The organism is Parapedobacter sp. 2B3 (genome assembly GCF_041925275.1).
Classification (GTDB): Bacteria; Bacteroidota; Bacteroidia; order Sphingobacteriales; family Sphingobacteriaceae; genus Parapedobacter; species Parapedobacter pyrenivorans_A.
This window is the reverse complement of record NZ_JBHEUZ010000010.1, coordinates 111,920-131,345: the sequence shown is the minus strand read 5'-3', so window position 1 is coordinate 131,345 and position 19,426 is coordinate 111,920. Positions and strand designations below refer to the sequence as shown.

Annotated in this window: 18 protein-coding genes; 7 read left to right on the top strand and 11 right to left on the bottom strand. The window is 51.2% G+C overall.

What is annotated here, in order from left to right:
* The gene (locus ACEVG1_RS12820) at positions 1–1,419 is read left to right on the top strand and encodes a DUF1501 domain-containing protein (RefSeq protein WP_374744083.1); all 1,419 of its coding nucleotides are present in this window, start codon (positions 1–3) and stop codon (positions 1,417–1,419) included.
* Between the two features lie 209 nt (positions 1,420–1,628).
* Complete coding sequence (locus tag ACEVG1_RS12815) at positions 1,629–2,489, top strand: prolyl oligopeptidase family serine peptidase (protein WP_374744081.1); 861 nt, start codon at positions 1,629–1,631, stop codon at positions 2,487–2,489.
* Positions 2,490–2,510: 21 nt separating this feature from the next.
* Here ACEVG1_RS12815 and ACEVG1_RS12810 read toward each other — a convergent pair whose 3' ends face one another.
* Positions 2,511–3,068 carry an NADPH-dependent FMN reductase gene (locus ACEVG1_RS12810; protein ID WP_374744080.1) on the bottom strand — a complete coding sequence of 186 codons (558 nt, stop codon included), beginning with the start codon at positions 3,066–3,068 and terminating at the stop codon, positions 2,511–2,513.
* Positions 3,069–3,159: 91 nt separating this feature from the next.
* Here ACEVG1_RS12810 and ACEVG1_RS12805 point away from each other — a divergent pair, with 91 nt between their 5' ends.
* The 3 genes from ACEVG1_RS12805 (at position 3,160) to ACEVG1_RS12795 (ending at position 7,567) form a co-directional block, all read left to right on the top strand.
* Positions 3,160–3,912 carry a Ku protein gene (locus ACEVG1_RS12805; RefSeq protein ID WP_374744078.1) on the top strand — a complete coding sequence of 251 codons (753 nt, stop codon included), beginning with the start codon at positions 3,160–3,162 and terminating at the stop codon, positions 3,910–3,912.
* Positions 3,913–3,922: 10 nt separating this feature from the next.
* The gene (gene ligD / locus ACEVG1_RS12800; protein ID WP_374744076.1) at positions 3,923–6,538 is read left to right on the top strand and encodes a DNA ligase D; all 2,616 of its coding nucleotides are present in this window, start codon (positions 3,923–3,925) and stop codon (positions 6,536–6,538) included.
* 114 nt (positions 6,539–6,652) lie between these two features.
* Positions 6,653–7,567, top strand: coding sequence for a dienelactone hydrolase family protein (locus ACEVG1_RS12795; RefSeq protein ID WP_374744074.1), 915 nt, complete (start codon positions 6,653–6,655; stop codon positions 7,565–7,567).
* On the opposite strand, the gene ACEVG1_RS12790 is transcribed toward ACEVG1_RS12795, so the two are convergent.
* The 6 genes from ACEVG1_RS12790 to ACEVG1_RS12765 form a co-directional block, all read right to left on the bottom strand.
* Positions 7,521–8,696, bottom strand: a complete 1,176-nt coding sequence (locus ACEVG1_RS12790) for an NRAMP family divalent metal transporter (RefSeq protein WP_374744073.1) — start codon at positions 8,694–8,696, stop codon at positions 7,521–7,523. The genes ACEVG1_RS12795 and ACEVG1_RS12790 overlap by 47 nt on opposite strands.
* Complete coding sequence (locus ACEVG1_RS12785; RefSeq protein WP_374744071.1) at positions 8,693–9,418, bottom strand: LamB/YcsF family protein; 726 nt, start codon at positions 9,416–9,418, stop codon at positions 8,693–8,695. The genes ACEVG1_RS12790 and ACEVG1_RS12785 overlap by 4 nt, the downstream gene beginning before the upstream one ends.
* Positions 9,418–10,449 carry a biotin-dependent carboxyltransferase family protein gene (locus tag ACEVG1_RS12780; RefSeq protein WP_374744069.1) on the bottom strand — a complete coding sequence of 344 codons (1,032 nt, stop codon included), beginning with the start codon at positions 10,447–10,449 and terminating at the stop codon, positions 9,418–9,420. Before ACEVG1_RS12780 ends, ACEVG1_RS12785 begins: the two co-directional genes overlap by 1 nt.
* Positions 10,397–11,152, bottom strand: coding sequence for a 5-oxoprolinase subunit PxpB (gene pxpB, locus ACEVG1_RS12775; RefSeq protein ID WP_374744068.1), 756 nt, complete (start codon positions 11,150–11,152; stop codon positions 10,397–10,399). Before pxpB ends, ACEVG1_RS12780 begins: the two co-directional genes overlap by 53 nt.
* A 65-nt stretch (positions 11,153–11,217) precedes the next feature.
* Positions 11,218–11,973, bottom strand: a complete 756-nt coding sequence (locus ACEVG1_RS12770) for a TSUP family transporter (protein WP_374744066.1) — start codon at positions 11,971–11,973, stop codon at positions 11,218–11,220.
* A complete protein-coding gene (locus tag ACEVG1_RS12765; protein WP_374744065.1) occupies positions 11,966–12,634 on the bottom strand; it encodes an HAD family hydrolase in 669 nt (222 codons plus the stop codon). The genes ACEVG1_RS12770 and ACEVG1_RS12765 overlap by 8 nt, the downstream gene beginning before the upstream one ends.
* A gap of 79 nt (positions 12,635–12,713) precedes the next feature.
* On the opposite strand from ACEVG1_RS12765, the gene ACEVG1_RS12760 reads away from it, so the two are divergent.
* A complete protein-coding gene (locus ACEVG1_RS12760; protein WP_374744064.1) occupies positions 12,714–13,457 on the top strand; it encodes an RluA family pseudouridine synthase in 744 nt (247 codons plus the stop codon).
* On the opposite strand, the gene ACEVG1_RS12755 is transcribed toward ACEVG1_RS12760, so the two are convergent.
* The 3 genes from ACEVG1_RS12755 to purN are packed head-to-tail and all read right to left on the bottom strand — an operon-like array spanning position 13,458 to position 16,549.
* The gene (locus ACEVG1_RS12755; RefSeq protein ID WP_374744062.1) at positions 13,458–14,336 is read right to left on the bottom strand and encodes a DUF72 domain-containing protein; all 879 of its coding nucleotides are present in this window, start codon (positions 14,334–14,336) and stop codon (positions 13,458–13,460) included.
* 59 nt (positions 14,337–14,395) lie between these two features.
* Positions 14,396–15,922: a bifunctional phosphoribosylaminoimidazolecarboxamide formyltransferase/IMP cyclohydrolase gene (gene purH / locus ACEVG1_RS12750; protein ID WP_374744061.1), complete on the bottom strand. Its 1,527-nt coding sequence runs from the start codon at positions 15,920–15,922 to the stop codon at positions 14,396–14,398.
* Between the two features lie 54 nt (positions 15,923–15,976).
* A complete protein-coding gene (gene purN / locus ACEVG1_RS12745; protein ID WP_374744060.1) occupies positions 15,977–16,549 on the bottom strand; it encodes a phosphoribosylglycinamide formyltransferase in 573 nt (190 codons plus the stop codon).
* A gap of 340 nt (positions 16,550–16,889) precedes the next feature.
* Between purN and asnB the strand changes: the two genes are divergently transcribed.
* A complete protein-coding gene (asnB, locus tag ACEVG1_RS12740) occupies positions 16,890–18,575 on the top strand; it encodes an asparagine synthase B (RefSeq protein WP_374744059.1) in 1,686 nt (561 codons plus the stop codon).
* A 77-nt stretch (positions 18,576–18,652) separates the two neighbouring features.
* Here asnB and ACEVG1_RS12735 read toward each other — a convergent pair whose 3' ends face one another.
* On the bottom strand, positions 18,653–19,396 hold the full coding sequence (locus ACEVG1_RS12735) for a DUF1080 domain-containing protein (RefSeq protein ID WP_374744058.1): 744 nt from the start codon (positions 19,394–19,396) through the stop codon (positions 18,653–18,655).
* Positions 19,397–19,426: the final 30 nt, after the last annotated feature.

Sequence of the window (19,426 nt, the reverse complement as noted above, 5' to 3'; positions counted from 1 at the left end):
ATGAACCAATATTATAACAGAAGGGATTTCTTGAAGACGGCGACTGCCGGTACCTTGGGCGCATTAGCTGCCGGTGCGCCGCTTGCGGGATTTTTGAGTTCGTGCTCCGGAAAGCAGGCAACTGCTGATGCTGTCATCTTGCTATGGATGGCCGGCGGCATGGCCCATACAGACACGTTCGATCCCAAAGCCTATACGCCGTTTGAGAAAGGGTTGGATTCCAACCGGGTATTGAGCACTTTTCCGTCCATTCCGACAGCATTGGATGGCATCTCTTTTTCGGAGGGTTTGGAATCTATGGCCTCACTGATGGACAGGGGTACACTTATCCGTTCTTATGTGGCCGCCGACCTCGGGCATATCCTACATTCGCGGCACCAGTATCATTGGCATACCTGCTATGAACCCCCACAAACGGTATCTGCTCCGCATATCGGGGCGTGGATAGCGCAGGAGCTTGGCCCTAAAAACCCAGTGATCCCACCGTTCATTAATATCGGTCAGCGGATGACGGTAGGAGAAGCGGAAGAACTCAAAGCTTTCCATACGGCCGGTTTCCTTGGCAGTGAATACGGGCCTTTCATGATTCCCGACCCTTCCGGCGGACTCGATGCTGTGAAGCCACCCGCAGGGATGTCATTTAGCCGATTTGAGCGGCGCAACCAATTGTACACCGAACTGCTCGACCAAAACGCAATTGGCGACCTTGGGAGTGACTATCAAAAAGAATCGTTCAAAAGATCGATGGAGCAGGCGTATATGCTGCTCAAATCGCCGGAGGCCAAAGCATTCGATTTGCGGGAGGAACCGGAGGAACAGTATGCGGTATATAACACCGGTAAATTCGGATTGGGATGTTTAATGGCGCGTAGACTTGTGGAACAGGGTGCAAGGTTTATCAGTGTGACTTCCGAGTATGAACCATTTATGGGGTGGGATACCCACGAGAACGGCCACGTACGCGCAGGGGATATGAAGAAACTCATCGATGCGCCCATAGCCCAGTTGATCAAAGACCTTGACCGTAGTGGGCACCTTGAGCGTACACTGGTTATCATTGCCAGCGAATTCAGTCGTGACATGGTCATGGAGGGCCGCCCGGGGGCAGAAGTGTTGCACCAAGTAGAGCAACCCGATGTGATCAATGACATCCGCAACTATGGCATGCACCGCCATTTTACCGATGGGTGCTCCATATTGATGTTTGGTGGGGGAATAAAGAAAGGATCGGTGTTTGGAAAAACAGCCGATGAAAGGCCTTGCAAGACCATCGAGAATCCCATCCGGATTGAGCAAATCCATCAGTCGATTTACCATGCATTGGGTATTGACCAACAAAAACACGCGATAGTAGAGGGCCGCCCGTTTTATACGACCCCCGATGGTGTGCACCTGCCGGAGATGGCATTGTTTGCGTAACAGAAATCGGAAAAAAAAATAATACATCTCATACAATACATGACAATACACTACGTTATAAGTAAAAGTAAGATTGTCTTTTCATAATTTAGGTTTATAATTGGTTAGTTTAAAAGCCCCTATCCGCCCGGATCAGGGGTTTTTTTCTAACACAAGTTTTTTTGCGCTTCCGTTTAGGCACAAGGATTGCAGCGGATTTTAAAACGTAAATGATGAAGACCATTAACTTTGCTGTCGTATCGTTGTTTATCGCCGTCTTATACCTGTGGGGTTGTACGAAAGATACAGCGCCCGAGGTGTATCCGGTAGCAGAAGACGTAATCTTGAAAGACGTGGCCTACGGGGACCACGAGCAACAGCGGATGGATGTTTATCTTCCCGCGGGAAGATCGCAAGCGACGACGAAGATTGTCGTTTTTATCCATGGCGGCGGCTGGATGGCGGGTGATAAAGGTGACCTTCAGTTTACGGATGAAAATTTACAGACGCTGAAAGCGCATTTTCCCGGCTTTGCACTGGTGAATCTGAATTATCGGCTCGTGAACGGCGACGAAAACCGGTATCCAACAGCGGAGAATGACGTGAAGCAAGCGATGGATTACCTGTATCGCCGATTGGAACCGTACCAATTGTCGTCAGACACGTACCTGGCCGGGGGTAGTGCCGGGGCACACCTCGCTGCGCTTCATACCTTGAAGCACAACAGCAACGGCAATATCAAGGGCTGTGTAGCGATTGCCGGCGTTTACAATATGCAATCGCTTTATGAGTACGGAAATACGGAAGCCAAATTGATTGTGGCTGCATTTATGGGCGGTGCGCCAACCGATCAAGGTGATCGGTATGAACAGGCGTCACCGATAAACTTCGTCACATCATCCAGCCCGAAATTCCTTTTATTGCACGGCACGGAAGATGCATTGGTGCCCGTATCCCAGGCTTATGAATTGCGTGATGCACTTGCCGGAAATGGAGTTGAACATACGGTCTTTACATACTCCGGAGGCCATGGTATCCCACCGGAGCACCTGGCTGAGGCCTTTGAATATATTGGTGCTTTCTTGCAATAGTCCCACACCGATGCGCACGGATTACGTCAGTTTGTTAAACCAATCGATGTACGCATCAACCGCTTGGTGGAGGAACGCTTTTGTTTCTTTGCTTTTCAGATTATCGTCCTCATCGAATGCATCTTTCATATCCGGAAGATAAACCTCTGGCTGCTGCATAGCGGGTACGTTGAGAAATACCAAGCATTGCCGTAGGTGGTGGTTGGCTCCAAATGCGGAAAGGTTTCCCGGCGAATTACTGAATATGGCGGCAGGCTTTCCGTCCCACGTGTTTTTGCCATACGGCCGTGACCCGACGTCCAACGCATTTTTCAGGACACCCGGCATGGAACGATTATATTCGGGAGTAACGAAAATCACGCCATCGACGGCCTTAATGGCATTCCGGAATACGACATACGATTCCGGCACCCGGTCTTCGTCATCGAAATCCTGGTTATAGATAGGCAAGTCATCGATCGGTATGGTCTTGAACTCAAATTCGGAAGGAGCCATGGTGGAAATGGATTTGGCGAGTTTCTTAGAAAATGATGCCTTGCGTAAGCTGCCTACGATAATTCCTATGATGTTGTTGCTCATCGGATTTTAATTTTTACTTGTCAATCAATCGTGGTTCCTGAACGGAGAACAATCAGCACCGCCGATTGTTTACCCTTGTAAAATCAGAACGATGAGAGCTATATGGAGAGGCGCTATCGGCTTCGGCCTGGTAAACATTCCCATAAAAATATACAGTGCTACGCAGGAAAGCCGGCCAGACTTCGACCTGCTGGAACGGAAGTCACTGGACCGCGTGCGGTACAAGCGGGTGAACGAACGCACGGGAAAAGAGGTCGATTGGGACAACATTGTCAAAGGCCACTACCTTAAAGACAAGTACATCGTAGTCGAAGATGCTGATTTTGAAGAGGCAAGTCCGGAAAAGACGAAGACTATCAACCTGCAATCGTTCGTCAACGAATCGGCAATCGATAGCATCTATTTCGAATCGCCTTATTACCTGAGCCCGCAGAAAGGCGGCGAGAAAGCCTATTCACTGCTGTATCGTGCATTGGTTAAAACCAAAAAAGCAGCACTTTCCACTTTTGTAATGCGCAGTACAGAGAACTTAGCCGTCATACGACCTTATGATAACTTATTGTTGCTCAACCGGCTTCGCTTCCATGAGGAAATCCGGCCAGCATCAGACCCCGGCATTACCCTGTCATCCGTTTCGAAAGCCGAAATGGATATGGCAGTAAAGCTAATCAAGCAACATACCAGTGAATTCAATGTAGAGGAATATCGCGATGAATACAGCAAGGAGTTGATGAAACTCATCCGGGCAAAGGCCAAGGGCAAACGGCCTACCGTAAGGAAACTGAAAGCTAAACCCAAAGGCTCGGCCGATCTTTTGGAACAATTGAAAGCAAGCCTGGCATAACCAATCGCACATGGCACTCTCAGCATACAGGAAGAAGCGTCGGTTGAACGAAACGCCCGAGCCGGCAGGAGGTAAGGCTCCCGCCGCACAACTCCGTTTCGTGGTACAAAAACACCATGCATCACGGTTACATTACGATTTCAGGCTAGAACTCCGTGGCATATTGAAGAGTTGGGCAGTACCGAAGGGCCCCTCGCTTAATCCAAACGATAAGCGATTGGCTATGGAGGTAGAGGACCATCCTTATGATTACAAGGATTTCGAAGGTGTCATACCGAAAGGTAACTATGGAGCAGGTACGGTGATTGTCTGGGATGAGGGTACCTATGAGCCGATCGAAAGTAACGGCGATAAAAAAACCATGGAAAAAGACCTGATGAAGCAATGGCGGGCCGGGTCACTAAAAGTGGTATTGAAGGGTAAAAAGCTAAAAGGTGAGTTCGCACTGGTGAAGATGAAAGGAAAGGAAGATAACGCTTGGCTGCTTATCAAGCACAACGACCGGTATGCTACCGATGCGGACATTACGCGGAAGGAGAAATCGGTGGTTTCCAAATTGACGCTCGCCCAGGTGGCAGCAGCGGCCAGTAATGGGAGCACGAAGCCATCGGCGAAGAGAAAGGCTGAAAAGAAGCAGGCAGTTAAAACCACGTTGAAAGAACAAGTAAATCCCGAGGGGAATGCGAATCCGCGGACCGCCGTAGATGTAGCCGCATTGCTCAAAAGTGCTAAAAAAGCACCTTTTCCGAAATCCATTCCACCCATGTTGGCCACACTCGTCGACGCCTCTTTCGACGACCCGGAATGGGAGTATGAGGTGAAATGGGACGGATACCGCGCATTGGCGTTCCGAAATGGAAAGCAAGTGGCCTTGAAATCGCGCAGTAACAAATCGTTTGCCGATAAATTTTACCCCGTTTTTGAAGCGGTAAGCGCGTGGGACATAAATGCTGTAGTAGACGGGGAAATTGTCGCGGTGACGAATGGCGGAATCTCTAACTTCAATCGGCTGGAGAACTGGCGTAGCGAAGCGGACGGTGAGCTGTTGTATTACGTCTTTGATCTGCTATGGTATGAAGGTAAGGACACCATGGAGTTGCCGCTGTCGCAACGGAAGGCCATCCTCCAGCGCCTCGTACCGGCCGAGGGAATCATTCGGAGTGGTTATAGTGTCAATGCCGATGGGAATGCATTTTTCGAAGCGGCAGGTAAGCTCGGCTTAGAGGGTATTATCGCCAAACGCTCCGATAGTATTTACCATCCCGGTGAGCGAACGAGGGATTGGTTGAAAATCAAGCTGCAAAAACGGCAGGAAGTTGTTATTGGCGGCTTTACGCGCAACGCGGGAACATCGAAGCCCTTCAGTTCGCTGTTGCTCGGCGTATTTGACGGTAATGATTTCAAATACGCAGGAAAGGTAGGCACCGGCTTTAAAGACCAGGAGCAACGTGAAATGCTACAGTTGTTCAAACCGCTAATTCGCAAAACCAGTCCCTTCGCCACCCCTCCCGACCCGAACAAGCCGTCGCGGTTCAGACCCAATCCGCCGCATGCAAAGGCAACTTGGATCACACCTAAAATCGTGTGCGAGATCCATTATACAGAAGTGACCGATGATGGTGTGTTCAGGCACCCCGCATTCATCGCGCTACGGGTGGATAAGGACCCCAAGACAGTGGTTATGGAAAAAGAAGCTATCATGGGAAAAATAATAGGGAAAGAAAAGACGCAGGTAAGGAAGGTGAACGGCAACGAGCTGAAATTCACGAACGTTCAAAAGGTATTCTGGCCAAATGTGGGATATACGAAAGGTGACATGGTCAACTATTACTGGCAGGTAGCCAACTATATACTCCCTTATCTCAAAGACAGGCCCCAGTCGCTCAACAGGTTTCCAAATGGGGTAAACGGTAAGAGCTTCTACCAGAAAGATGTGACCGGGAAAGTACCCGCATGGGTAGAAAAATATCCCTATAAAGCAGCGGGCGAACGGAAACGTAAGCACTACATGTTATGCAATAATGAGGCGGCCCTGCTCTATATGGCTAACCTTGCGGCTATTGAGATGAATCCGTGGAGCAGCACAATCCATAAGCCCGATTACCCAACGTGGTGCCTTTTGGACCTTGATCCCGATAAAAGCAATACGTTCGAGCAGGTTATTGAGGTGGCCAATGCCATCCATGCTTTCCTGGAGGATATCGCCGTACCATCATACTGTAAAACCTCCGGCTCGACAGGACTGCATATTTATGTTCCTTTAGGTGCAAAATACACCTACGGCCAGTCGCAACTCTTTGCACGCTGGGTGGCCACTGAGGTAGATTCTACGTTGGATTTTACCAGCGTTGAACGGATGACCGACCGGCGCCGGGGCAAGGTGTATATCGATTTCCTGCAAAACCGGCCCGCGGCAACGCTGGCCGCACCTTACTCACTGCGACCCAAGCCTGATGCCACGGTATCTATGCCGCTTCACTGGGAAGAAGTGAAAAAAGGGTTGAAGTTAAGTGATTTTACCATTGCCAATGCGTTGGATCGCATTCGCTCCGAAGGCGATATATTCAAACCGGTATTAGGTAAGGGGATTAGCCTCAAGAAGTTGCTCAAAAACTTGGATAAATAACAATGGAAATCAGTGGATCAGTGATTTTTATTTACTTTTATAGATATATTCGGCCGTTGCCCCTTTGGAGCGTTGGCTAAAATATGGAAAAGTTAACCGCTAAAAGGAAGAACGATGCCACAGTTAAAAAAAGAAGACATCAAGCAAGAGGTCTTCGACCTCTACGATGATTATGCACACAACCGGCTATCACGCCGCGATTTCATGCAGCGGTTGTCGGCGTATGCCGGCGGGGCCGTTACCGTGCCGGCACTGATGAGCTTCCTGATGCCCAATTACCAGGACCGCATTCAGGTAAAGCCCGGCGATCCCCGGATTACGGAAACGTATGTAGACTACCCGTCGTCGAAAGGCGGCGGTACGATTAAGGCGTTGTTGTGCATGCCGAAGGGCAATACCCAACGGTTAGGCGGCGTCGTGGTGGTCCATGAAAACCGCGGACTCAATCCGCACATCGAAGATGTATGCCGTAGGGCCGCATTGGCAGGATTTGTCAGCCTTGCACCGGACGCACTAAGCCCGTTAGGAGGGTATCCGGGTACCGACGATGAAGGACGCGAAATGCAAAGCAAGCGGGATCGCGATGAAATGCTCGAGGATTTCATCGCCGCGGCGGCTTTTCTGCAACAACACGACTCGTGCAATGGCAAGGTGGGGGTGGTGGGATTCTGTTTCGGTGGGTGGGTTTCGAATATGATGGCCGTCCGTTTACCGGATATAAAAGCTGCCGTGCCGTTTTACGGCGGCCAGCCCACTGCCGAGAACGTGCCGAAAATACACGCGCCACTCCAATTGCACTATGCAGAATTGGATACCCGGGTAAATGAAGGATGGCCGGCTTACGAACAAGCGCTGAAAGCAAACCATAAAGAATATACCATGTATATGTACACCGACGCCAATCATGGATTCCATAACGATACCACGCCCCGGTTTGACCCGGAGGCTGCACAGCTCGCATGGCAGCGCACGGTGGACTTCTTCAAGGAAAAGCTTGGACCAACGTCTGATACCCCATCCAGGCCATGAGTACAACCACCGCCGCTCCCGCCAGGCTTAACCACAGCGGTTGCTTGTAGGTGCCCACGACTTTTGCCCGATACGCAGCAATAAGCATGATGCCCAACGATACGGGCAGGATGAGTCCATTGAGCGCGCCGACGACGATCAGCGTCTTTACAGGCTGGCCTACGAAAACGTAGATGGCACATGAAACCAGCATGAAGACGACGATGATGGTGCGATTATATGCGGCGATAAGGGGGTGGAAAGTTCTGATAAACGAAACCGATGTATAAGCTGCTCCAACAACGGAGGTGATGGCCGCGCACCACATCACCAATCCGAAGAGCTTATAACCAAGTTGCCCACTGGCTAGCTGGAATACGGAAGCCGGCGGGTTTGCCGGGTCTAGGGTATAACCCGAGTTGACGACCCCAAGGGCAGCAACAAACAGCAATATACGCATAAGCGAGGCAATGCCGATTGCACTGACGGCCCCGCGATTCACGGCCGGTAGGTTTTGTATACCGGTAATCCGGGCGTCTAACAGCCGGTGAGCGCCTGCATAGGTAATGTAACCCCCTACCGTGCCCCCTACAATGGTGAGCAAAGCGGTGAAGCTGAACTGGCTCGGAGCCACCGACCGCAGCAGGGCGTCTGCCACGGGTGGCTTGCTCTGATAGGCGATGTAACAGACGAGCAAGATCATCAACAGCCCGAGCCCTTTGGCAAACCCATCCATCGCTTTGCCGGCCTCTTTATATACGAATATGGCCACGGCAATAACGGCACTGATAACGGCCCCATATGCCACGTCGATGCCGAGCAATACGTTCAAGCCTAAACCCGCCCCGGCCATATTGCCGATATTGAAGGCCAAACCGCCAAGGAATACCAATGCAGCAATCGCGTAGCCCAGTCCGGGCAACAGCTTGTTGGCAATTTCCTGGGCGGGTTTATCCGCTACGGTAATGACCCGCCAGATATTCAGTTGGGCGATGGCATCGATCACGATGGAAAGCAGGATGATGCAGGCAAAATCGGCACCTAGCTGGGCGGTAAAAACGGCGGTTTGGGTGAGGAAACCGGGGCCGATGGCCGATGTGGCCATTAGAAAGGCCGCTCCCAATAAGACACTCCAATTGTATTTCTTCATGGGGCAAAGGGTGGGATGATGGCGATGCCCGACCGTACGCATGCACCACGCACCATGCGGGCGTGCGTCACCGCTTGCGGGTTATCACCGTGAATGCATAACGTATCCACCCGTTTTGACAGGGTAACGGCCTGATTTGATAGGGTTTCGATGTCGGTAATCAAAGCGTCCGGATGCGACCGCGGTGTAAGCGTGCCGTCTGCTTGGTAGGTGCGGTCTACAAACCCTTCGGTGGCTACCCGTAAGCCCTGCGCTTTTGCCGCCCGTACCATTTCGCTCCCTTCAAGTGCGTAGAGAATGAGGTTGGCATCGAAATCGTAAACCGCCGCTGCCAACGCCTTGGCCAAGCCCGCATCGCGCGCGGCCATGTTATACAATGCCCCGTGGGCTTTGACATGGCGCAGCGTTCCCCCCGCCGCGCGGACAAATCCATATAGCGCCCCTATTTGATAGAGCGCCAGTTCGTAAACTTCTTTGGCGGAGACTGGCCGTTCCAGCCTGCCGAACCCCTTCCTGTCGGGCAGCCCCGGATGGGCACCAATAGCGACCCCACGCTGGACGGCACGGGTTACCGTGAGCTGCATGCGATGCGGATCGCCTGCATGGAAGCCGCAGGCGATGTTGGCCGAGGATATATACTTCAGGAGTTCGTCATCTTTCGATCCCGGTTGGTTTCCCGGTGTCTCACCCATATCGCAATTCAAGTCAACGGAAATCATCATCACATGGTTGGTGTATGCATCGCGAGCGAAGCCGCCAATCTGTTCAATTGGTTCTCACGGTGAAGGTATAACTTTTCAGCTTCGCTACGGCTGATTTCGTTAAAAAAAATCATGTCGCCGGGTTTGAGTTGCGCGCAAAGGGGCATATCCACCGTGGCAACTTGCGCGATTCGTGGATATCCTCCTGTGGTTTGGCAGTCGGCCATCAGCAATAGGGGGTTACCGTCGCCCGTAACCTGTACTGTGCCTGGGACGACGGCCGTGGAAATTAGTTCGCGGTCTACCGTACGGTGGAGGGCAGGCCCCTCCAAGTGGTATCCCATGCGGTTGCATCTGGTGCTCACGGTAAAGGGCGCCGAAAGCAAGTCTACCACAGACTTGCCCACAAACCATGCGAATTCCCGGGCAGGGACAACACGTATGGAGTAGCGGTTCGGGGGCAAGAAATGCCCACGGGCGATGGCCCATGGTGGGTAACGGATTGCCCGGCCCCACAGATGGCGACACCATGCTGCTGTAATAGCGGTGTGGTTATCCGCGGCATGCAGCAGGTCGCCCGGACGCAAAGCCCGACCTTCATAACCACCGAATGCTGCGGTGATATAAGTGCTCCTGCTGCCCAACACTTCGGCAACGTCCCATCCACCGGCAACGGCGAGGTAGGTCCGGCAGCCGCTGGCGTTGGGGGCGAGGCAAATCTCAGTGCCGAATGGCACATATACCGGTCGGTCTGACGGCAAGACATATGAACCCGCTTTGAGCACCGCCCCATCGCCGGAGTAAGCCAGCAACAAGTCGTCTTCACTCCGGAACAGCGCATCGGCATAGGTAAACTCGATCACCGCTTTATCGATGGTGTTGCCTACCGCCAGATTTGCGATGCGTGCGGAAAGGGCGTCCATCGCCCCCGAGCGGGGCACCCCTTGGGACAGGTGCTGCCAACGCCCCATGTCTTGGACTGTACTCAACAGACCCGGCTTAATTATCGCTATCCGCATCGGCATCACTGGAGAATCGTTCAAATAATTCATGATCGATGGCTTGGAACACCACGCGATCGCCTGCCTTCAGCAACGCCGGCTGCTCGCGGCTGGTATCGAAAAGGCGAAGCGGCGTGCGGCCGATGATTTGCCAGCCACCGGGGGTGTCGAGTGGATAAATGCCTGTCTGCTCCGCGGCAATACCTACTGATCCCGCCGTCACCTTGTTGCGCGGTGAAGCTTTGCGTGGTACCGCAAGTTGCTTGGGCATGCCCCCCAGGTAGGCGAATCCGGGTGTAAATCCGATAAGGTGCACTCGATAGATCGCCGCACTGTGCAACTCGATAACCGTTGCCGCCGCAATGCCAAGCTGGCGGGCCACATCATCCAGGTCGGGGCCAAATGCGCCTCCGTAGCATAATGGAATAGGCGTAGGGTCGGGTGCGGGCGCCAGCGCAATCGACCATTCAGCTTGGAGTCCGTGCAGGAAATTCGAAACCCGTTCAAAGCAATTGATACCGGTCAATCGGCTGGCTTGCATCACATCAAGCGGGTCAAAGTATACGCTCAGTGTCGTGTAGGCCGGTACCGTAGTGCGAAATCCATCAAAGGGATGGCGATGCAAAAGGGCATTGAAACTGCGGATACGTTCAAGCATATCTGCGTTGATGCGATCATCGAATTGAACGGTTACGGCATATTCGCTGAGCGAATACACTACGAATGCATCGACGTTTTTTACATGCACATCCATTCCCTATGGTGTATATCCCATCCAATGATAAGTAAAAATTAGGAAGCGGCCAAAATAGCGGCCGGCTAAATCAGCAGAAATAATGTCGATATCGCGGTCAACGCAATCATGGCCGTCTTGAACTGGCGTTCGGGGAGGATGTGAACCAGGCGGATGCCGAGTAGGCCGCCAAGCAGGATAAAGGGGAGTGCTGTCAGATTAAGGAGGAGACTGTTCCACGAGAGGTTGTCCCAAAGGAAAGCTTGTAGCGGGATTTTGAGGTAATTGAGAATCATGATAAACCATGCCCCGGTGGCAACAAAAGCGAACTTTGGCAGGCGCAAAGCGAGCAGATAAACCACCAGGAGCGGGCCTGCGGCATTGCCGATCATGGTCGAAAAACCCAATAGAAAGCCCATTACGGGGGCGAACCACGGTGATTCGGTGAGCGCATAAGCCCGCTCGGGGTGTCGGGTGCCCACCATGGTGGCTATCCCGATAAGGATGCAGATGGCCATCATGATCCTGAACCCCGACTGGGGAATAAGGTGCCCTGCCACGAGTGCTACGACCAATCCCAGCAGCGCCCACGGCATGGGCTTCAGCACCAAATCACGGTGGAATTTCTTGCGGTAATAAATGACGGCCAGTAAATCGGCCATGCAGAGCATGGGCAAGGCAATACCCGTGGATGCCTTGGCCCCAAAAAGCAGCGCGAACACGGGTACGGTAAAGGTTCCAATGTTTGGGACGCCTGTTTTAGACATACCGACAAGCATAGCACAACCCAGAAAAACAGCCCATTCGACCGGTCCTTGCAAGAAACCGGAAAAGTCAGGCATTGTGGGCAGTTAATAGTTGGCCGATATCGTCCACGCCGATTTCACGGTAGTCATGTATATAGCGCTGGCACGGTGGAAGCTCGTCGGCTGAATGCGACGTGAGCACGCCGACCACCGTCGTACCGGCGTTGATTGCAGCGGATACACCGGAATACGAATCTTCAAAGACCACGCAATTGCTGGGCTTGGCGTTGAGCAAGGCGGCCGACTTGAGGTAAATTTCCGGGTCGGGCTTGTGCGCCGTCACGTCCTCGCTCGAGAGGAGCGCGTCCATGAGCGGGCGTAAAGACAGCTTATCGATGATGAAGTCGAGATTGGCCCTTGGCGCGGACGTAGCAACGCCAATGCCATAGCCTGCGGTTTTGAGCGCGTCCAGGAACTGGGGAAGCCCCTCAATGGGCTCAACCTGGTCTGCATAAATCTCCCGGAAGAGCGCCTCTTTTTCCTCGGCGAGCTTTTTAACTTCGGCATCATCCAGCGGTCGTTTGAAAAAGTAGCGCATGATGTAGTCGTTGTGTTTGCCATACATGTGGTCTTCAAACTCCTCCATGGTGTAGGCCACATTGTATTTGTCAAAAAACTGCTTGAATGCCTCGGTATGATGTGGGTTGGTATGGGCGATGACCCCATCCATATCAAAAATAACGGCGTAGTTGTCCATATGGCAAAGATAGCCTTTTTGGCGGAACGTAGGTGGAATAGGTTTCCCGTTGTCGCTATGAATACGTAATTTTGCCCGTATGAGTAACCACGATCACTATGCGCCCAAGTTGCCGCAGTTTGCGGAACAGATAATCTACGAAGACGACAACCTGATTGTGATCAACAAACCACCCTTTTTGGCCTCGTTGGATGAACGGGAAGGGGGAGAACCCAGTGTATTGCGTTTGGCCAAGAAGTACCACCCCGATGCCCAAGTGTGCCACCGGCTCGACAAGGAAACTTCCGGTCTGTTGCTCATCGCCAAAAACCCCGAGACTTATCGGTTGGTATCTATTGAATTTGAACGCCGGCGCGTTACCAAGTTATACCACGCAATTATCGGGGGCACCCACGTGTTTGAAGATGTGTTGGTCGACCTGCCCATACTTAATCTGGGCAATAAAAACGTGACGATAGACCGGGCCAATGGCAAACGGGCTGAAACCTATTTCAATTCGCTTCGCTATTTTAAGCACTTCACGTTGGTGGAATGCCGTCCGGTAACGGGCCGGATGCACCAGATACGCATACACCTGGCCACACAGCAGGCTGCCATTGTGGGGGATGCCCTATACCACGGTAAACCGGTATACCTTTCGCAGATCAAAAAACGCGGTTTTTCGCTGGGGCGTGGAAAGGAAGAACAACCCATTATGCGTCGGTTTGCCCTGCATGCGCATGAACTACGGCTTACGATAGGGGATAAAGCCTGTCATTTCCAAGCACCTTACCCGAAAGATTTCGCGACCTTGCTCCGCCAGTTGGAGAAATACGACGATTGATCAATTAAACAGCTTGCCGTCCGGCCCTCTTACCTCGAGGCCGAGGTCGGCATTGAGCCGATCGATGAAATAGGTGGAAAGGAGTGGGGATTCGACTTCGATATTTTGGTGAACAAAAAAGTAGAGCGCCTGCAAGCCCGCGTCGCGCCATTCCTTGATGCGGGCAACCCAATCATCCAGCCGGTTCTTATCCGTCGGATGGTTGGCACCTACATAACGGACAAAAGCCGTAGGCGTGGTGAGTCGCATGTGAAGCATGTCGCGCCGCCCCGCCGTATCCACCAGTACATTTGCGGTTTTTTCTTCTTCCAACAGGCTGTATAATTTTTGGCTAATGGAGGCGTCCGCGAACCACTCCGCATTGCGTACTTCCACGGCCAATGGTACGGATTTCGAAAATTTCCTGACGAATGTCGCCAATCGATCAAAATCTTTCGGTTTGAAGTTGTCATGCAACTGGAGAAAACTCACCCCCATCTTCTCTTCGAATAATGCGATAGCATCAGCGAATGCAGTCATTTTCTCATCCACATTGAGCAAACGGCCATAGTGGCTGATGGATTGCGGCACCTTGGGGAAAAACTTGAAATCAGCAGGGGTCTTGGCTTTCCAGGTTTCCACCTGCTGTTTGTCGGGCGAGTTGTAGAACGTGCCGTTCAACTCGATGCTGTTGAATTGCGTAGCGTAATAGGTCAATTCGTCTTTGGTCCCCCGCGGATAGAATCCTTTGAGGTCCTGCCTATTCCATTTCGCGCAGCCCACATATACCTCCAACGGCTTAGCGGATTTATGCTTACCCAACAAAGCCAGGGTATCCGGATGGGTGGGGGGCAGGGTAAAATCTATCGCTTCTGGATGTTCAACGCTTCCAAATTTCATAACCGAGTTGTTTTAATTAAACACGGATGACACGGATGTAATCGACCCGTGTTCCATTACTAATGTTTAAAATGCCGCACACCAGTGATAACCATCGCTACATCTTTCTTGTTGGCCATTTCCACCGATTCCTTGTCGCGGATAGAACCACCCGGCTGGCTGATTGCCGTGATGCCTGCGTCAGCTGCAATCTCCACACAGTCGGGGAACGGGAAGAACGCATCTGACGCCATCACCGCACCACGCAAATCAAAGCCGAAAGACTTGGCCTTTTCGATGGCTTGCTTCAGTGCATCCACGCGCGATGTTTGCCCCACGCCGCTTGCGGATAGCTGGCCATCCTTGACCAGTACAATGGTATTGGATTTCGTGTGTTTGACGATTTTATTGGCAAAGAAGAGGTCTTCCAACTCCCGCTCGGTAGCGATTTTGTCCGTAACGGGCTGCATTTGTTCCGGCCCCTCAATCACCGCATCTTTATCCTGCTCGATGACACCGTTGAGCAGCGTCTTGAATTGGCTCTTGGGAAGAGCTGTATGTTTGCGCCGCAACAATATCCGGTTTTTCTTTCCGGTAAGTATGCGTAGCGCGGCCTCATTGTAGGTCGGCGCAATCAAAACCTCAAAGAACAGTTTGTTGATTTCGTCGGCCGTTTGCCCATCGATCTCACCGTTGCAGATGATTACACCGCCAAATGCCGATACCGGATCGCAGGCCAGTGCATCCTGCCATGCGGTGAGCAGATCCGGGCGGGTAGCAACACCGCAGGCATTCGTATGTTTCAATATGGCGAACGTCGGCTGTTCAAATTCATCGATGAGCGCTACCGCCGCGTCTACATCCACGAGGTTGTTATAGGACAGTTCCTTGCCGTTGAGCTTATCGAACAGCGCATCCAGGTTACCATAAAAAACGCCCTTTTGGTGGGGGTTTTCTCCGTAACGGAGCACCTGGGCCTGTTGTTCGCTTTTTTTGAACACTTGCAGCGGTGCTTCTTGGTTAAAGTAACTGAATATCGCCGAATCGTAATGTGACGACACGTTGAAAGCACGTTTGGCGAGTTCCTTACGGTGCTCAACGAACGTATAACCCTCGTTCTCGGCAAGGATATCTTCAAGGTATTTATAGTCGTCTTTGGAAGCGATGATGACCACATCGTTGAAGTTCTTCGCCGCCGCACGGATCAGTGAGATACCGCCGATATCTATTTTTTCAATGATTTCCTGCTCCGATGCGCCCGACGCCACCGTTTCTTCAAACGGGTAGAGGTCCACAATCACCAAGTCGATCTCAGGGATTTCATATTCCTGCAATTGATGGCTATCGGCTTCCAATGGCCGGCGCGACAGGATTCCGCCAAATACCTTGGGATGGAGTGTTTTCACGCGGCCACCTAGGATAGACGGGTAACCTGTGAGGTCTTCTACGGGAACGACATTATGCCCGAGTTCGCGGATGAAGGTTTCGGTGCCGCCCGTGGAATAGAAGGTTACACCTTGTTTGTGTAGTAAGTTGATTAACGGGGCAAGGCCATCCTTATAATATACGGAGACCAGTGCATTTTTGATTTTTACGGGATGGCTCATTCGCTATTCAGCTATTTAGTTTATGAGCCGCAAAGATAAAAAAAATCCCCGCAGTCACATTCTCTTAAGCAGGTTTTCAATGACTTTCGGATAATGCAGATGTTCCAATTGCTGCCCTTTGAATTTGATGACCTCCAAGCCATCGTTGGGTTCGATGCGGAAACGGGCTTGATAGATGATTTCACCTTCATCGAACTGTTCGTTGACGAAATGGATGGTAATGCCCGATTCTTCCTCGCCAGCATGGAGCACAGCTTGGTGTACGCGATCACCATACATTCCCTTGCCACCGTAGGCTGGGAGTAATGCCGGATGTATGTTGATGATTTTATTGGGGTACTTGTCGAGTAAATTCTGGGGGACCAACCAAAGGAAGCCCGCCAATACTACCAAATCAATTTGGAGTTTGGCCAAAAGATTGACGATTTCATCTGTTTGATAGAGTGCGTGCCTATCAAACACATGGGTAGGCACCTCAAAATTGTCGGCGCGCTGGAGCACGTATGCATCTGGATTATTGCTTAAAATCAAGGCGACTTCGGCTTGGCCGTCGTATTTGAAATGTTCCATGATTTTCTGGGCGTTTGACCCGGAGCCGGAAGCAAAAATGGCGATTCGTTTCTTCACGTTCTTTGTTGAATTGATGGTGTTCCCCAGCAGATTGCCCCAAACATAACAAAGTTTGCCTAACAAAGCAAGGCGAACGGCCATCTTCGGGGCGCTGCAAAAATAGTGTTTATATTGCGGCCCACCAATAACCTTATCTCTTTATGCACGGCAAGATTTTACCAGGCATATTTATATTAAAATTGTGACAGTTCACCGCTGGTTTCGTTAATATAATTATTTAAATAATCTCATTTTTTTGAAAAAATGATTAAAAAAAATAGTTTTTATTGCGAATGTCAATATTTTATCCGTTACTTTGCAACATTAGCTAGAATGAATATTTAATTATATTACATATATGTGTGGAATCATTGGAGCTTTTGACTTGAAAACCAAGTCGGAAGAGTTGCGCCCCCAGGTATTGAAAATGTCGAAAAAGATTCGCCACCGGGGACCGGACTGGTCGGGGATATACAGCTCGGACCGGGCTATCATGGCGCATGAACGTTTAGCAATCGTTGATCCGAAATCAGGCCAACAGCCACTGTATAGCTCAGATCGCAGTATTGTACTTGCGGTGAACGGCGAGATTTATAATCACCAGCAATTGCGGAATGAGTTGTCCGATTACAATTTTTCCACGCAGGTTGACAGCGAGGTCATTTTGGCGCTTTATGAGCAGAAAGGGCCGCGATTCATTGAAGATTTGAACGGTATTTTTGCCTTTGCGCTGTATGATGCCGAAAAGGATACTTATTTGGTCGCCCGTGATCATATCGGGATTATTCCATTGTATATGGGTTGGGACGAGGCAGGCACTTTTTACGTCGCTTCTGAACTGAAGGCGCTCGAGGGTTATTGCAATCGTATCGAAACCTTTCCTCCGGGGCACTACTTGTATAGTAAGGAAGGGAATACGCCGCAGAAATGGTATGCACGTGATTGGGAGCAATATGACGCTGTAAAAGACAACGTGACAGATATCGATGCGCTGCGCAAAGGATTGGAGGATGCTGTACATCGCCAACTGATGTCTGATGTGCCTTACGGTGTATTGCTTTCAGGTGGGTTGGACTCGTCGGTTATCGCAGCCGTCACGAAGAAGTTTGCGTCGCGGCGTGTCGAGTCTAACGACCAGGAAAAGGCTTGGTACCCGCGGCTGCATTCGTTTGCAGTTGGACTAAAAGGATCGCCCGACTTAATCGCGGCAAAAAAGGCTGCTGACCATATCGGTACAATCCACCATGAGATCAATTTCACTATCCAAGAGGGGCTGGATGCCATCCGGGATGTTATTTATCACCTGGAAACCTACGATGTAACGACCATCCGTGCGTCTACGCCCATGTACCTCCTTGCACGGGTTATCAAATCGATGGGCATCAAGATGGTATTATCGGGCGAGGGATCGGACGAGCTGTTCGGCGGATACTTGTATTTCCATAAAGCACCCAATGCTAAAGAGTTTCATGAAGAAACCGTTCGGAAACTGAGCAAATTGCATCTCTACGATTGCCTACGTGCAAACAAATCGTTAGCTGCTTGGGGCGTAGAAGGCCGGGTGCCATTCTTAGACAAGGAATTTATGGACATTGCCATGCGCGTGAACCCCGAAGACAAGATGATACGGGAGGGGAGGATGGAAAAATGGGTTGTGCGCAAGGCTTTTGAAGATTACCTGCCTGAGAGTATTGCTTGGCGGCAGAAAGAACAATTTTCAGATGGGGTGGGGTATAACTGGATTGATACCTTAAAAGAACAGGCGTCACAACGTGTCAGCGACGACGAATTGGCTGGGGCAGCCGAACGGTTTCCTGTTAATCCGCCACAGAATAAGGAGGAGTATCTATACAGATCTATTTTTGCGGAACATTTCCCGTCCGTTGCGGCGGCGTTGACCGTTCCCTCTGTCAAGTCGGTAGCGTGTAGCACACCGGAGGCATTGGCTTGGGACGCATCATTCCAGAACCTGAATGACCCTTCCGGGCGGGCGGTCGCCAGCGTGCATAACGAAAGTTACGAGAAGACAATTGTCAATTTTTAATTGTCAATGGCCAATTTATAGTAGAAAGGGCCGGAAAGTCGATACTTTCCGGCCCTTTCCGTATTGGCAATTAACAATTACAAAGATCTAATCCAGATATTGCGGAAGCTCACCGGGTTGCCGTGGTCCTGCAACACGATAGGTCCAGCACCATGTGCTTTGTATTTCGGGAGACCGATGTATTCTGTAGGGCCGTCCAGTTCTACATTATTCTGAACCAATACACCGTTGTGCAGCACGGTAATACGTGCTTTGCTTATTAGGATACCCTCCGCATTGAATCGGGGGGCTGTCCACACGATATCATACGTTTGCCATTCGCCGGGTGCCTTGGTGGCATTGACAAGCGGAATCCGCTGTTTATAGAGACTTGCCGCCTGGCCGTTGGAATAGGTGCGGTTGTTGTAGCTGTCCAGTACTTGCAACTCGTATAATCCCTGCATAAAGATACCGCTGTTGCCACGACCCTGCCCCTCGCCAACGATTTCTGTAGGCGACCGCCACTCCACGTGTAGCTGGTAGTCTGTGAATTGCTGTTTGGTCTGGATGCCCCCTTTACCACCCACCACCGTGAACGCGCCATCCGATACGTGCCATTCGGTCGGGGAGGAACCATCTTTCTGGCTCACCCATTGATCAAGCGACGTTCCGTCAAATAATACAATGGCATCCGAAGGAGCCCGGTCGGCAGAAGTCGTAACAACACGTGGTTCGGGTTCCCACACTTCGGTTTCTTCTGGTTTCATCTTTGTCTGTTGTGCCAGGGCCGGGAGCATGAGCAACACGGCCGCACCGGCGGTAATCATTGATTTTCTATCCATACTTCTATTTGATTGTAATTAAAAACAAAC